At 44.1% G+C, this 13,320-nt stretch carries 15 protein-coding genes; 8 read left to right on the forward strand and 7 right to left on the reverse strand.

Going from position 1 to position 13,320, the window contains the following annotated elements:
- Positions 1-70: 70 nt before the first annotated feature.
- Positions 71-544: a hypothetical protein gene (locus tag ICN41_RS02810; RefSeq protein WP_216291269.1), complete on the forward strand. Its 474-nt coding sequence runs from the start codon at positions 71-73 to the stop codon at positions 542-544.
- An 88-nt stretch (positions 545-632) separates the two neighbouring features.
- Here the strand turns inward: ICN41_RS02810 and ICN41_RS02815 are convergent, their stop codons facing one another.
- From ICN41_RS02815 to ICN41_RS02825, 3 genes are all read right to left on the reverse strand, one after another.
- Complete coding sequence (locus ICN41_RS02815) at positions 633-941, reverse strand: hypothetical protein (protein ID WP_216291270.1); 309 nt, start codon at positions 939-941, stop codon at positions 633-635.
- Positions 942-1,004: 63 nt separating this feature from the next.
- The gene (locus ICN41_RS02820) at positions 1,005-1,352 is read right to left on the reverse strand and encodes a DUF1622 domain-containing protein (RefSeq protein WP_216291271.1); all 348 of its coding nucleotides are present in this window, start codon (positions 1,350-1,352) and stop codon (positions 1,005-1,007) included.
- 25 nt (positions 1,353-1,377) lie between these two features.
- On the reverse strand, positions 1,378-2,328 hold the full coding sequence (locus ICN41_RS02825) for a tripartite tricarboxylate transporter substrate binding protein (RefSeq protein WP_216291272.1): 951 nt from the start codon (positions 2,326-2,328) through the stop codon (positions 1,378-1,380).
- A gap of 91 nt (positions 2,329-2,419) precedes the next feature.
- Between ICN41_RS02825 and ICN41_RS02830 the strand changes: the two genes are divergently transcribed.
- The 4 genes from ICN41_RS02830 to ICN41_RS11435 all read left to right on the forward strand — a co-directional run bounded on the left by ICN41_RS02830 (position 2,420) and on the right by ICN41_RS11435 (position 4,579).
- The gene (locus ICN41_RS02830) at positions 2,420-2,794 is read left to right on the forward strand and encodes a hypothetical protein (protein ID WP_216291273.1); all 375 of its coding nucleotides are present in this window, start codon (positions 2,420-2,422) and stop codon (positions 2,792-2,794) included.
- A gap of 19 nt (positions 2,795-2,813) precedes the next feature.
- On the forward strand, positions 2,814-3,134 hold the full coding sequence (locus tag ICN41_RS02835) for a DUF6150 family protein (RefSeq protein WP_216291274.1): 321 nt from the start codon (positions 2,814-2,816) through the stop codon (positions 3,132-3,134).
- A gap of 92 nt (positions 3,135-3,226) precedes the next feature.
- Positions 3,227-4,126, forward strand: a complete 900-nt coding sequence (locus ICN41_RS02840) for a hypothetical protein (RefSeq protein WP_216291275.1) — start codon at positions 3,227-3,229, stop codon at positions 4,124-4,126.
- A 54-nt stretch (positions 4,127-4,180) separates the two neighbouring features.
- Complete coding sequence (locus ICN41_RS11435) at positions 4,181-4,579, forward strand: hypothetical protein (protein WP_216291276.1); 399 nt, start codon at positions 4,181-4,183, stop codon at positions 4,577-4,579.
- Between the two features lie 72 nt (positions 4,580-4,651).
- On the opposite strand, the gene ICN41_RS02850 is transcribed toward ICN41_RS11435, so the two are convergent.
- Complete coding sequence (locus ICN41_RS02850; protein WP_216291277.1) at positions 4,652-5,542, reverse strand: hydrogen peroxide-inducible genes activator; 891 nt, start codon at positions 5,540-5,542, stop codon at positions 4,652-4,654.
- Positions 5,543-5,666: 124 nt separating this feature from the next.
- Here ICN41_RS02850 and ahpC point away from each other — a divergent pair, with 124 nt between their 5' ends.
- Positions 5,667-6,230, forward strand: a complete 564-nt coding sequence (gene ahpC, locus ICN41_RS02855; RefSeq protein ID WP_216291278.1) for an alkyl hydroperoxide reductase subunit C — start codon at positions 5,667-5,669, stop codon at positions 6,228-6,230.
- Positions 6,231-6,332: 102 nt separating this feature from the next.
- Entirely contained in the window at positions 6,333-7,913 is a 1,581-nt protein-coding gene (gene ahpF, locus ICN41_RS02860) for an alkyl hydroperoxide reductase subunit F (protein WP_216291279.1), read from the forward strand.
- A 185-nt stretch (positions 7,914-8,098) separates the two neighbouring features.
- Here the strand turns inward: ahpF and ICN41_RS02865 are convergent, their stop codons facing one another.
- Both ICN41_RS02865 and ICN41_RS02870 read right to left on the reverse strand, forming a co-directional pair.
- The gene (locus ICN41_RS02865) at positions 8,099-9,145 is read right to left on the reverse strand and encodes an extracellular solute-binding protein (RefSeq protein WP_216291280.1); all 1,047 of its coding nucleotides are present in this window, start codon (positions 9,143-9,145) and stop codon (positions 8,099-8,101) included.
- Between the two features lie 149 nt (positions 9,146-9,294).
- Positions 9,295-10,866, reverse strand: coding sequence for an iron ABC transporter permease (locus ICN41_RS02870; RefSeq protein WP_216291281.1), 1,572 nt, complete (start codon positions 10,864-10,866; stop codon positions 9,295-9,297).
- A gap of 68 nt (positions 10,867-10,934) precedes the next feature.
- On the opposite strand from ICN41_RS02870, the gene ICN41_RS02875 reads away from it, so the two are divergent.
- On the forward strand, positions 10,935-12,005 hold the full coding sequence (locus tag ICN41_RS02875) for an ABC transporter ATP-binding protein (protein WP_216291282.1): 1,071 nt from the start codon (positions 10,935-10,937) through the stop codon (positions 12,003-12,005).
- Between the two features lie 13 nt (positions 12,006-12,018).
- On the opposite strand, the gene ICN41_RS02880 is transcribed toward ICN41_RS02875, so the two are convergent.
- Positions 12,019-13,320, reverse strand: coding sequence for a glutamate carboxypeptidase (locus ICN41_RS02880; protein ID WP_216291283.1), 1,302 nt, complete (start codon positions 13,318-13,320; stop codon positions 12,019-12,021).

The raw sequence follows: 13,320 nt of genomic DNA on the forward strand, positions 1-13,320 counted from the left end.
ATGAGAACTGTGCCAGGAGTAGGTTAACTTGGATATAGTAATAGTTCATCACCACCCACAGAGGTCCCAAATGCGAATTCTGAAAGCCCTTCTAGTTATTACTGCCATCTTCTCTAGCGGTATAGCGCTAGCTCAAACCAAAATCGTTGTCACTCATCCGGAAGTAGCAGCCCCTACCTTTTTAGATCATGGGAAACCCGGTCAATCGATTGGCGATGTCCGTCTTTGGCACTTTCCTGCAAAAACGGATGATGGAACCAGCATCACTACAGACTGGATCATGACCACGACTGGACTCGTGAGTGAAAAGGGAATGGAATATCGCATGACTTCAGCAGTCTTCGCATTTGATGATGGCACCAAAGATCAGATAGTGATTCAAGGAATTGCAAAATACCCAAGCTCTAAAGCAACTCTAATGGAAGCAACCAGTACAAGACGCGCCATTACAGGTGGCACTGGAAAGTTTGGAGGCGTAGGTGGTTGGATTGAAACAGAACATCTTGCAGATGGATCTTGGAGACACACTCTCTATCTCAAATAAATTGAGTAAAGTTCAGTAGAGCCCAAACTAAAAACCCCAGCGTGATTGCTGGGGTTTTTATTTATCAATCCATTGCTTGAGCAAAGAATTAAGCTTTCGGTCTCATGCGGTAGAAAACCAATAAATCATTTCTTCCTACTGGGGCAGCAAGATTAGCCTCGATATCTGCTAAGAACTTTGCAAAGTCAGCAGTATCTTCGAGTGATGCAGCTTGTTCAGCATTCTCCCAAATACCAAAACCTTCAACGATATTCTGTGCCTGATTACCCACGATGATGACATCATGCAAGTCAGGGTGACTTGCCAAGACTTCCTCGGCAAATTGGTGATAACGATCGCATACCTTCTGAAAGGAGCCGGGCTTAGTTTGAAGCGATAGGTGTGCAACATGTGACATAGAATTACCTTTATAAGTTCAACAAGATCATGTAGATCAGATTAATGCCATCAAAAGCAATGGCTATTCTTTTCGAGGTGCTTGCCAAGGCCAGCGCCCATCAATCTCTAGTGTAAGAGACCAGCTTAGGAAGCAGCGTATCAAGACGATCGCACCCAATACAGCCACACTCATCAAGGTTGGGCTAATGGCAACCGTCCGAATTACATCCCCAGCCACCAAGACCTCGAGCCCTAAAATCAAAGAGCGCACAATCTGCACACGGAATACCTTGTAAGCCTCGGCAGAGTTTTGGGTAATTAAGTTCTTCGCAAAAAGAATAAATCCCCAAAGGACGCCAATAGCTACCACGGCGACGCCGATGGCATCCATGATGTCACTTACTGCTCGTATGATTTCTATTTGATTCATGATCTTTTTCTAAGTGATTTCTTATTTATTCTCTCGGCGCACCTGACATCTTCACAATACCTTCATAGCGCTTCACTTCTGATTGTGAGAACTTAGTGAACTCTGCAACAGAGCCGCCATCAATTTGGGCACCAATAGATTGCAGGCTTTTCCGTACTTCAGGATCATTCAATACCTTATTAAATGCAGCATTGAGTTTTTCGGTCACTTCCTTGGATGCACCCGCTGGAAGCATGACGCCATACCAAGCATTCGCAACCATTGGCACGCCAGCTTCTTTCATAGTGGGAACATTTGGTAGTTCTGGAATACGCTTATCAGCAGCAACACCTAGGGCTTTTAATTTTCCAGCTTTAATATTATTGAGTGATCCAGTGTCTAGCATCATGTCAATGTGACCTGCCATGAGATCCAAGGCAGCTGGCCCACTACCCTTATAAGGGACGTGACGAATATCTAAACCCGTTACTGTTTTAAATTGAGCACCTGCTAAGTGTTGTGACGCGCCAATCCCTGCTGAACCATAAGTAAACTTGCCGGGATTTTGCTTCGCATTAGCCATCAAGTCTTTCAGACTATTCCAAGGAGAGGATGCTGGCACTACCATGATGTTTGGAATCGTACAAACCAGTACCACTGGTGTGAAATCTTTAATAACATCAAAGCCTTGGTTAGAAAATAAATGAGGGCCAGCAGCATTAGTAGAGCTAGTGGCCATCAAGATGGAATAGCCATCAGGTTTATCTTGAACAAATGCCTGCGTTCCGATGTTGCCACCTGCACCACCCTTGTTTTCTACAAAGACTGAAACACCCAGTTCTTTAGTAAGGGGCTGCACCAAAATACGGGCGACTTGATCGGTTGCACCACCAGGAGGCCAAGGCACAAGAAACTTAATTGACTTATCTGGGTATGCAGCCGATGCATTGATAGCAACTGCAGCAAGAAGTGCAGCTAGGACAGATTGAAGTTTCATAAGACGCCTTTGTCTAAAAGAAGGTCAAAACCGATTTCAGGTACAGTTTGATGAATATCAATATATCGCATATCAGTTAAATGCCCAGGAAATGCTCAAAGAGTTAAACCGCAGTGAATTGCTTGAAATAGCAAATGCCACTCCCTCAAAAAAGAATTGCCCTTCCTGCTCCTCCCTAGCTTGCAATGGCTGGGAAACCGTTCCAGGTTCATTTAGCTTAGATTGTCTAAAACCAATCGGCACCCTCAGGATCGAGGGCGCCCCAGAGTGCTGGGATGAGGATCACCCTCAAGGTACGAATATATGGTCGGAAAATGCCCCCATCTCCATTCAATTTCATCCCTATAACCGCTCTGATGTGTGTGAATGCCAAGAATGTGGGCGCAAGTATTTGCGCTATACCGAATACGGCGGATACTATATTGATGAACGCATTAGGGCGCTCAATCCCAACTTAATTACTTAAGGTAATCAGGAGGGCATTAATGTACTTTTTAAAAAGCATCATGCAATTTAGTCTTGTGGGATGGATCTTGATAAGCTCCCCCACCCAAGCTGCCCAGATTTATATCACCGACTATGCCTCAGATGCCGATGCTAAGGTCTACGTAACGCAGTATCAATCAGATGCCAATTGCATTGTTTATGAAACAGCATATAAATCTGACAATGATCCGGGCGTTTGGTATTTCACAAAATATAAAAGTGATGCCAGAGCTACGATCTACTACACAAAATATAAATCAGACGCTAGCCTGATTGTGTATTTCACTAAATACAAGAGTGATGCGCGTTGTAGGTATTAGCCGTACCTCACTTCTGGAGCAGGCACTATCACCCCTGCCTATTTGAAGCTCTGCTACAGTGAGGACTTAGCAAAACCACATAGCCAATACTCATGATTAAGCTCTATCAACCCTACATGGGAGAGGATGATAAAAAATCACTTCCCCCAAGCGTCATTCCTTGGGATGCAGGTAGCAATACCGATAACAGCACTAGAGAATATGAGCTGTTTAAGCAAATCCATCAAGCCAATAGCGGCTCAAGTGATGCCTGGGGCTTGGTATCCAGAAAATTTACTCACAAGTCTCTTTTAGCAATAGATGATTTTGCGCATTTTGCTGAGCAAAAATTGAATGAGGGTTATGACTGTGTTTTCGTTAACCCCATGATGGGAATAGAGGCGCTCCATCTCAATGTTTGGCAGCAAGGGGTGCAGTGTGGCCATGCAGGCCTAGATAAAATTATTGATTTTTTAGAACAATCTCTGGGCGTAACGTTTAACGCACCAATGGATAAAAATACGTTCGCCTTTTGCAATTACTTCATTGCAAAGCCACCATTTTGGAGCGCTTACTTTTCCTTTGTAGACCAAGCACTCCAACTTTTAGATCAAGAGGCGGCTAACAATACTGAAGTTGGATCCATATATGCCGGTACTGGGTCATATCATCGTGATTTGAATGTGACGATGAAGCCCTTCATCATCGAGAGATTATTTTCTACCTTTATTCAACATAGTCAATTTAAGGTCGCTTCCTTTAGTTACGGAAAGATCTTTTATGAATCTAAGTTTGGTGTGAAATTTGGCGAATTCTTATTTCAGCTCTCAGCCCTAAAAAATACTGGGCTACAACTTCAAGAAGAGAATCTTTTGGCTGCTTATGACCAAATCCGCTTCTTTATATACTCCAATCCTAGCTATATGACTTCAATATCTTTGCTAGATGATCCGCCTGACTTTTTCCTCACAAAGGAATATGCCGAGCTGATGTCCCATGAGTTCATAGTCTGAGCACCCTGAATCGGGTATAGTTAAATTAGCAACCAATATCAAAGGAGACTCTCAGTGAAACACATCAATTATTTATTCATTGCTGCTGCACTATTACCTCTGACTGGATACTCCCAGACAACCGCGCCTAAGATTGCTTCATTAAGTACTTTAGATGCCAATAAAGACCAAAAAATTACCAAAGAGGAAGCTGCCAAAGCAGGCATGCCTGATGCCATCTTTTTACTAATTGACAAAGATAACAATGGCTCTATCAGCATTACTGAATTGAATGTACATAAGACTAAAAACAACTCAATTGCACCAATAGATACAGATAAAGACAAAAAGATCAGTAAGGCTGAGGCTCTCAAGGCTGGCATGACTGAACAAGAATTCAAAACCTTAGACAAAGACAACAGCGGCTTCATTACTCAACAAGAGTGGGATACAAGCGGTTGGATTATTTGGTAAGTTCACTAAGTTCAATTGATAAAAAACCCCAGCTTTTAGTGCTGGGTTTTTTATTTGTAAACCAAATAAAGCTTAAGTCTTAATGACTTTCACTAGCGCATTAAATTCTTCTATACGGGCCGTTGAGGCTCTTGCTACAAGCGCAATCCTTCTCTTGGGAGCTGAAGAAGATAAGGATCTAGCGACTAATTGAGTTTGCTTTAATAAGCCAGATTTCACGGCCATCTCTGGCAGGAGTGCAATACCTAAACCCGACTCAACCATTTGTACCAAGGTCAGCAAACTGGTGGCCTCAATGCCGTCGTGCTTTGCCAGCTGACTTCTTTTGCATGCTTTTAAGGTATGGTCGCGTAAACAGTGGCCTTCTTCTAGCAACAAGAGTCGATCAGTTAATTTATTGTTCAACTGAATTTCTTTATTTTTAAAGGCTGGATCGTTTTCATTTGCCACTAACCAAAACTCATCATCAAATAATTCTTTGACCAAAAATCCTTCCGTGTCATAAGGCAAAGCAATCAAGGCAAAGTCTAATTCGTGGCGGTTTAACTTCTCCATTAAATTTGCTGATAGATCCTCCCTCAAGACCACCTTTAAGTTTGGGTATTGCTCTCTTATCTTGGGCAATAAAGAAGGCAGCAAGAATGGGGCAATCGTTGGAATAACGCCCAATTTGATCACCCCCACCATAGATCCTGCAGAACCTTCTACAAAATCCACTAGATCATCCGCCTGAACAATCAGGCGCTGCGCACGCTCTACAACACCTCGACCGATAGGGGTCATAGAGACCGAATGCTTATCCCTCTCAACCAGCTGTACACCAAGGGAGTCTTCCAACTCCTTCAAGCCCGCACTTAAGGTGGATTGCCCTACAAAACAGGCTTCTGCAGCCTTAGTGAAGCTCAAGGTCTCGCTCAGTGCGATTAAATAGCGTAATTGCTTTATTGTGGGTAATGCAGCCATAGCAAGCCCCTTCAGTTATCTAATAAATCGATTATTAACATCATTTTAATTCATTTGACTGATTTATGCCAGTGCCCCAAAATTCACCCAGTTGTTATTTTTTCAACCCCTCTAAAGGAACATCATGTCTATTATCAATACAGCAGTTCAGCCGTTCAAAACCGAAGCTTTCCACAACGGCAAGTTCATTACTATCACTGACGAAACCCTCAAGGGCCATTGGTCAGTATTGATTTTCATGCCAGCAGCATTTACCTTCAACTGCCCTACTGAAATTGAAGATGCTGCTGAAAACTATCCTGAGTTCCAAAAGATGGGTGCTGAAGTGTATATCGTGACTACTGATACTCATTTCTCACACAAAGTTTGGCATGAGACATCACCAGCTGTAGGTAAAGCAAAGTTCCCATTGGTTGGCGATCCAACACACACTTTGACAAATGCATTTGGTGTGCACATTCCAGAAGCTGGCTTGGCATTGCGTGGCACATTCATCATTAACCCAGAAGGCGTCATCAAGACTGCAGAAATTCACTCAAATGAAATCGCTCGTGACGTTTCTGAAACATTGCGCAAGCTGAAGGCAGCTCAGTACACAGCAGCTCACCCTGGTGAAGTATGCCCTGCTAAATGGAAAGAAGGCGCAGCTACATTGACTCCGTCTTTAGACCTCGTAGGCAAGATCTAAATAGGAATTCTATTTACCAATCAGACTCTCTTCGGAGAGTCTATTGGAGAGGACCGGATCCTGCCCAATAGACTCATCAAAATTGAATATTAAGGAAGCATCATGTTAGACAACAATATCAAAACCCAACTCAAGGCTTACTTTGAAAAGATCGTCAGCCCGATTGTGTTAACCGCTACTCTGGACGACAGTCCTAAATCAGCAGAAATGCTTGAGCTGTTAAACGAAGTTGCTGAGCAATCGGAAAAAGTGACTGTGGTCACCAATGGTCAAGCCAAGAAGATCCCAAGCTTTACGGTTGGTAAAGCAGGTGAAGAAGCACGCATCTCTTTTGCAGGCTTACCTATGGGCCATGAGATGACCTCCTTTATCTTGGCCATCTTGCAAGCTAGCGGTTACCCACCTAAGGTAGAGCAAGACATTATTGAGCGGATCCGTGGAATTGAGGGAAAGCTGCATTTTCAGACTTTTATTTCGCTGTCTTGCCATAACTGCCCAGACGTAGTTCAAGCCTTGAACTTGATGGCAGCGCTCAACCCCAATGTTGAGCACGAGATGATTGATGGCGCCCTGTTTCAGGACTTAGTAGACCAACATCAAATCATGGCTGTACCAACGGTGATTTTGAATGATGCAGTATTTGGCCAAGGACGCACTACCGTTGAAGAAATCATTGCGAAGCTTGATACCAACAGCCCAGAAAAAGATGCTGCAAAACTCAACGCTAAAGATGATTTCGATATGCTGATTGTTGGCGGCGGTCCGGCAGGTGCTTCAGCTGCAATCTATGCAGCCCGTAAAGGTATTCGTACCGGAATTCTGGCTGAGCGTTTTGGCGGCCAGGTTATGGATACCCTCGGAATTGAGAACTTCATTTCTGTACAAGAAACTGAAGGGCCAAAGTTGGTTCAAGCCTTAGAGCAGCACGTGAAAAGTTATGAAGTCGACATCATGAATCTGCAGCGTGCTAATGCGCTTCGCAAAACCGACGGCGGACTTGAAGTCGAGTTAGCCAATGGCGCTGTTCTGAGGAGTAAGTCCGTTGTAATTAGTACCGGCGCCCGTTGGAGAGAAATGAATGTTCCTGGCGAACAAGAATATCGCAATAAAGGTGTTGCCTATTGCCCCCATTGCGATGGCCCTCTCTTTAAAGGCAAGCGTGTCGCTGTCATCGGTGGTGGCAACTCTGGTGTAGAGGCTGCAATTGACTTGGCAGGTATTGTTAGCCACGTCACTCTCATCGAATTTGATAGCAAATTACGTGCAGATGCTGTTCTGCAGGCCAAGTTAGCCAGCCTGAGCAATGTCAGCGTCATTAAGAGCGCCCTGACTAAAGAAGTATTGGGTGATGGCAGCAAAGTGAACGGCTTGATGTATCAGGATCGCACGAATAACACTGATCACAAGATTGAGCTTGAAGGCATCTTTGTACAAATTGGTCTATTGCCAAATACAGACTGGCTTAAGGGCACCCTTGATCTGTCTAAGCATGGTGAAGTCATTGTGGATGCCAAAGGCGAAACATCTTTACCAGGCGTTTTTGCTGCTGGGGACTGCACCACTGTTCCATACAAGCAAATCATTATCGCCATGGGTGAAGGTGCAAAAGCTTCCTTGGGTGCGTTTGATTACCTCATCCGCTCATCCGTACCAGAGACTGAAAAGACTGCTGTAGCTGCATAGTAATGGCTTGTTGGGTCTAGGTTTTTAATGACTCTAATAAATAAAAATCCCCAGCATGCCTGGGGATTTTTATTGAGTCGCTCATAAGAATTGGTCGATTTAAAACTCGATTGATAAATTCAATACCAATCCAATTGCTACCGCCGCTAAGGTAATTTGCACTAAGTTCACACGCGCTAACCGATTTATTTGTATCCCACCTGATCTAAAAGCTTTTGTGCAGCAATTTGATTTTTACCAATGGCCGCCACCGAAACTTTTTCAGCCTGAAATGGACCTAAGGTTTTCAAGGCAGGATTCTCTACCTTGACTGAAGGTACTGCAGGCCACTCATTATTCCCATTCGCCAAATACTCTTGCGCTGAATCACTAGCCAAATACTCTAGGAACTGTAAAGCCTCTGCACGATGGGGAGCATTACGCGCCATTCCACCTCCAGAGATATTGATATGAACTCCGCCTGATCCTTGGTTAGGCCACACAAATCCAATTTTAGAAATCATGCTGATGTCTTCTGGCTTGTCCGACTGCATCATGCGTGCAAAATAATATGTATTGGTCAAAGCCACGCCGCATTCTCCCGACGCCACGGCTTTAATTTGATCGGTATCACCACCCCGGGGGCTACGAGCCATATTGGCGACCATATTCTTTGCCCAAGTCTCAGTGGCCTGCAGGCCATCTCTCTCAATTAAGGCACCAACCAATGAGAGCATGTAGGGATGTGATCCGGACCGAGTGCACACTTTCCCTTTATTTTCTGGGCTGGCTAATTTTTCATACGTATCAACATCAGACTTCTTGACTGTTCCCTTGTTATAAACAATCACCCGTGCTCTAGTGGAATATCCAAACCAAGAAATACCAGCAGCTTCACTTGAGGCTCGTAAATTAGCAGGAATACGCTGCTCTAAATACTTTGATTTAATTGGCGCAAAAATATTTTGGTTTTGTGCACGCCAAAGACGCGCTGCATCCACCAACAAAATGACATCCGCTTGACTCTTATCACCTTCACTCTTAATTCTTTCCAGAATGCCATTGTCATCGGCCTCAATACGATTGATTTTGATGCCAGTCCTCTTGGTAAAGTCGCTGTAAAGCGCTTCATCCGTTTGGTAATGGCGAGCAGAATATAAATTCAGCTCCTTAACAGGCTCCGCCGCAAAGGCAGTTCCAGCAATAACACTCAAGAAGACCACATGATTGATAAAGCTTACTCTGACACCCATTCCTAATTCCTTCTGACTTTTTACCCATTTAAGGGCTTATTTATAGATTTGTTCTAGTTTACATCATAATGAGAATCATTATCAACTAGTAGGAAAAATCCCATAGAGGGAGCCTGGCTTAAGCCATTGAAACTACCAAATAGGTGGAATCAGGAAGAACGTTTTTGAGAAATCATCTTTGACAGGACCAAAACCGGCATCAATCCTGCCAAGACGATAGTGAGCGCGGGAAGTCCAAGCTCAGAGAGTCGCTCATCAGCCGCTAACTGATAAGTCGCTACAGCGAGAGTATCAAAATTAAATGGGCGCAATAATAAAGTTGCTGGCAACTCTTTCATCACATCGACAAAGACAAAAAGTCCCGCAGTAACTAAACTTCGCCTAATTAGTGGAACGTGTACTTTTTTGAGTATCTCCCACTGACTTAAGCCTAACAACGATGCAGACTGATCCATTGAAGTGGTCACTCTATTTAGACCCTCTTCCACACTTTGCAGACTGGAAGATAAGAAACGCACTAAATAGGCATATACCAAGACCATGACGCTTGCAGAAATCCACCAGGCCAATTGCATAACTTCCAGGAAAGAAAGAATACCAATTGCTAGAACCGCTCCTGGCAAAGCATAACCAAAGCCAAGTAAGCGATTGACCCATGCTAAGCCTGAATTTAAGCGGACTGCATAGGCAAAAAAGAGGGCCAAAAAGACGGCAATGGCCGCTGTAACTGACGAGATCAGAACTGAATTACTAAGCCAAGCAAAGTAACGAACATCGAAACTGAGGCCCTGCTTGAGTAACAACTGGATCAGCGCGGAGGCTGGTAATAAAAACCCGCACAACAAGGTTGTCCCACAAAAAACGAAGGCAAAAATGGCTTTCTTACCATGCAAGATCTTGGCTGAAAATTTTCTTTGTGCGCTTGATGCATATCGTAATTTGGAGCGATTACTTTGCTCAATATAAAAAATGAGTAAAACGAAACCAAGGAGCCCCAAAGCCAACTGGACGGCGGCCAAACGGTCGCCAAAAGATAGCCAAGCCTTGAAGATCCCCGTAGTAAATGTTTGCACTCCGAAATAAGAGACTGCACCAAAATCAGCAAGTACCTCCATCAGTGCTAAAGCCATTCCAGCAAAGATAGCTGGCCTAGCCATTGGTAAAACCAATTTCATAAAACTCTGCAAGGAGCTATAGCCCAAGGTTTCAGAAACCTCCATGAGTCGACTGCTACGCTCTAAAAATGATGTACGCGCAAGGAGGTATACGTAAGGAAAAAGACAAAATGAGAAAGACCAAATTGCACCCGCTAAAGAACGGGGATCGGGAAAGAACCATAAAGAACTTACATCCAACCAAGAGCGAAGTGCTGATTGAATAGGCCCAGAAAATTGCAAAGTATCTACAAATAGATAGGCCATGACGTAAGTTGGTACAGCCAGGGGCAAAATTAAGGCCCATTCAAATATTCTTTTTCCAGGGAAGTCATAACTAGCAATAATCCAAGCATTTCCTACACCTAAAACAAAAATACATATCCCAACTCCAATTACGAGGATTAGGGTGGAAGCGATATAAGAAGCCAGTACATAAGTCCACAAGTGATTTAAGGTGCCAACCGCCTCCGCGCCCCCGCCGCTACCCGAAATAAAGAATGGCACAGCCAGACCAAATATAGGCAACAATATCAATAGGGCAATTGGTACGACAATACGGTTCATGAAATCGGCAATCCGTTTAGACTCTTGTTATGCATTAAACCACTAGCATTAATGAGAAAATTATAGAGATGAACTCCGCTCGCACTCTCCTTTCCATCAAACAGCTGGAAATCGTTTATCCAAGCCAAGAGGGGCATGGCTATAACACTGCTGTTAATGGGCTTAATCTAGATCTAGCCCAAGGTGAGATCGGTTGCTTACTGGGCTCATCTGGCTGCGGCAAATCAACTGTACTCAGAGCTATTTGTGGATTTGAGCCGGCACATTCAGGTGAAATCCTCTTGCGCGACAAAGTGGTGAGCTCCCCAAGTTTGCATATTCCACCAAATCAAAGACGTGTTGGGATGGTCTTTCAGGACTTTGCATTATTTCCGCACCTCACTGTTTTGGAGAACATTGCCTTTGGTCTTCAGCATCTACCCCATCAGGAAAGAGACACCGTTGCCAAAGAATGGCTCAAGAGAGTCTCCCTTTTAGATAAAGCAGGTTCATACCCTCACGAACTCAGCGGCGGTCAACAGCAACGCGTTGCCCTTGCCAGAGCAATGGCTCCAGAGCCAGATTTAATTTTGCTTGATGAGCCTTTCTCAAGCTTGGATGTCGATTTACGAGAGCGTCTCGCAGTAGAAATGCGCGAGATACTCAAGGCCAATAACATCACTGCTCTTTTAGTAACGCATGATCAACTAGAAGCATTTGCGATCGCCGATCGAGTAGGCGTGATGTCCGATGGCAAAGTGCTTCAATGGGATAGTCCTTACGAGCTTTACCATAAGCCAATGAATCGCTACATCGCAGATTTCATTGGTCGTGGGGTATTTGTAAAGGGCTTCATTCAAGCGGGAGACAAAGTACAAATCGAACTTGGCACGCTTGAACTTGATCAGGAGCACGATGGTCAAGTTGGAGACGAAGTCAATGTATTGCTTCGTGAGGATGATATTCAGCACGATGACAATAGCCCTACTCAAGCTGAGGTAGTGCGCAAAACCTTCCGGGGCGCAGATTTTCTATATACCCTTAGACTCAAATCCGGAGTGGAAGTCTTTGCCTTAGTTCCGAGCCATCATGACCATGCTATCGGCGAAAAAATTGGTATTTGCCTAGCAGCAGACCATGTGGTGACTTTTAAGGATTAAGCACCAACAAAGCTTACTTCACTGCTGAATATTGCTTTGAAAATTGATCGATCAGCATGCTGGTAATAAATAACCTGGGCTTGATGGAGTCAATCAAAATGTACTCCGCATTGTCGGTGTGGCCGCCAAAACCTTGTAAACCAAAGCTTTCAATCACTGCGCCCCGACTGCGAACTTGCGCATACGCAGCATCAGTACCGCCACCCGTTGGCTTATCAAGCACCTCTAATGGCCACTGAATTTCCTTTGCTATCGATTGCGCCAATTTAGCTACAGCCAAACTTTTATCTGTAGGCACTAAAGGGGGTCTCCCCCGAACAAAATCAACAGTCACCGTAGTATCTGGAATGAGGTGATTCTTGATTTTCTCTTTTAACTTCTCTTCAACTAAATCAAAGTCGCTCATTTTGTTAGCCCGAATATCGGCTGATGCCTTAGCAACCGGCGGAATCATATTACGTACAGTTCCAGCCTGAGCAAGGGTCCAATTGAACTTAACGCCTGGAGCAATATTATTTAAATCACGAGTCTGCAGCACTTGATGCGCCATTTCATATAAAGCGTTCCGGCCGAAGTCGGGGTTAGCTCCAGAATGAGCGGCCTTACCTTGCACCGTTAACTCGGCACGCGCAATACTCGAAGTAGCCAAACGAACATAATCTGCTTTAGTTCCACTTGTTTCACAAGAAATTACCAAATCATTTGCTTCACCCAAAGCCATAATGGCTTCCTTAGAGCCAGGTGATCCAATTTCCTCATCAGCATTAATCAGGATAGTGAATTCACCAAATGAATTAATACCGGCAGCCTTGATCATCTTGAGTGTATGCAGAATTACTGCTATGCCGGCGCGATCATCTTGAATACCAAGACCATAGGCCTTCCCATCAACTATCTTAAAGGGCTGTTTTTGACTATCCCCTTTTTGATACACCGTATCCATATGGGCAATCATGGCAATTTTGGCGACGCCATTACCCTTAAGCTTCACCATAATCATTGCGCCTGTCTTAGTGTTACCACTACCCTCAATGACTTCATAGGGAATGCCAAGTTGATCTAATTTCTTGCCTATAGCTGCCTGAATCTTTGCTAGGCCTTCTAGATCTGAACTTCCAGACTCAATTGCTACCAACTCTTCTAAAGTTTTTAATAGCTCAGGCGCCTCTTGATCAGCCAATGCAATCATCTGACTCGCCTGAATCTGCTTTACATCGGCAGCAAGCACACGTTGAGAAATGCTGACATTTCCTAAGACTAAAGATAAGCCAAGGAAAAGTGAAAGAAAAATGGATAAGCGATGAGAAGCTTTCAT

Source organism: Polynucleobacter sp. 15G-AUS-farblos, from assembly GCF_018882445.1.
In the GTDB taxonomy this organism is placed as follows: domain Bacteria; phylum Pseudomonadota; class Gammaproteobacteria; order Burkholderiales; family Burkholderiaceae; genus Polynucleobacter.

What these genes read in the sequence shown, in the direction of transcription:
- ICN41_RS02810 (WP_216291269.1), top strand. Translation starts at nt 71, where the DNA reads ATGCGAATTCTGAAAGCCCTTCTAGTTATTACTGCCATCTTCTCTAGC.
- ICN41_RS02815 (WP_216291270.1), bottom strand. Translation starts at nt 941, where the DNA reads ATGTCACATGTTGCACACCTATCGCTTCAAACTAAGCCCGGCTCCTTT.
- ICN41_RS02820 (WP_216291271.1), bottom strand. Translation starts at nt 1,352, where the DNA reads ATGAATCAAATAGAAATCATACGAGCAGTAAGTGACATCATGGATGCC.
- ICN41_RS02825 (WP_216291272.1), bottom strand. Translation starts at nt 2,328, where the DNA reads ATGAAACTTCAATCTGTCCTAGCTGCACTTCTTGCTGCAGTTGCTATC.
- ICN41_RS02830 (WP_216291273.1), top strand. Translation starts at nt 2,420, where the DNA reads ATGCTCAAAGAGTTAAACCGCAGTGAATTGCTTGAAATAGCAAATGCC.
- ICN41_RS02835 (WP_216291274.1), top strand. Translation starts at nt 2,814, where the DNA reads ATGTACTTTTTAAAAAGCATCATGCAATTTAGTCTTGTGGGATGGATC.
- ICN41_RS02840 (WP_216291275.1), top strand. Translation starts at nt 3,227, where the DNA reads ATGATTAAGCTCTATCAACCCTACATGGGAGAGGATGATAAAAAATCA.
- ICN41_RS02850 (WP_216291277.1), bottom strand. Translation starts at nt 5,542, where the DNA reads ATGGCTGCATTACCCACAATAAAGCAATTACGCTATTTAATCGCACTG.
- ahpC (WP_216291278.1), top strand. Translation starts at nt 5,667, where the DNA reads ATGTCTATTATCAATACAGCAGTTCAGCCGTTCAAAACCGAAGCTTTC.
- ahpF (WP_216291279.1), top strand. Translation starts at nt 6,333, where the DNA reads ATGTTAGACAACAATATCAAAACCCAACTCAAGGCTTACTTTGAAAAG.
- ICN41_RS02865 (WP_216291280.1), bottom strand. Translation starts at nt 9,145, where the DNA reads ATGGGTGTCAGAGTAAGCTTTATCAATCATGTGGTCTTCTTGAGTGTT.
- ICN41_RS02870 (WP_216291281.1), bottom strand. Translation starts at nt 10,866, where the DNA reads ATGAACCGTATTGTCGTACCAATTGCCCTATTGATATTGTTGCCTATA.
- ICN41_RS02875 (WP_216291282.1), top strand. Translation starts at nt 10,935, where the DNA reads ATGAACTCCGCTCGCACTCTCCTTTCCATCAAACAGCTGGAAATCGTT.
- ICN41_RS02880 (WP_216291283.1), bottom strand. Translation starts at nt 13,320, where the DNA reads ATGAAAGCTTCTCATCGCTTATCCATTTTTCTTTCACTTTTCCTTGGC.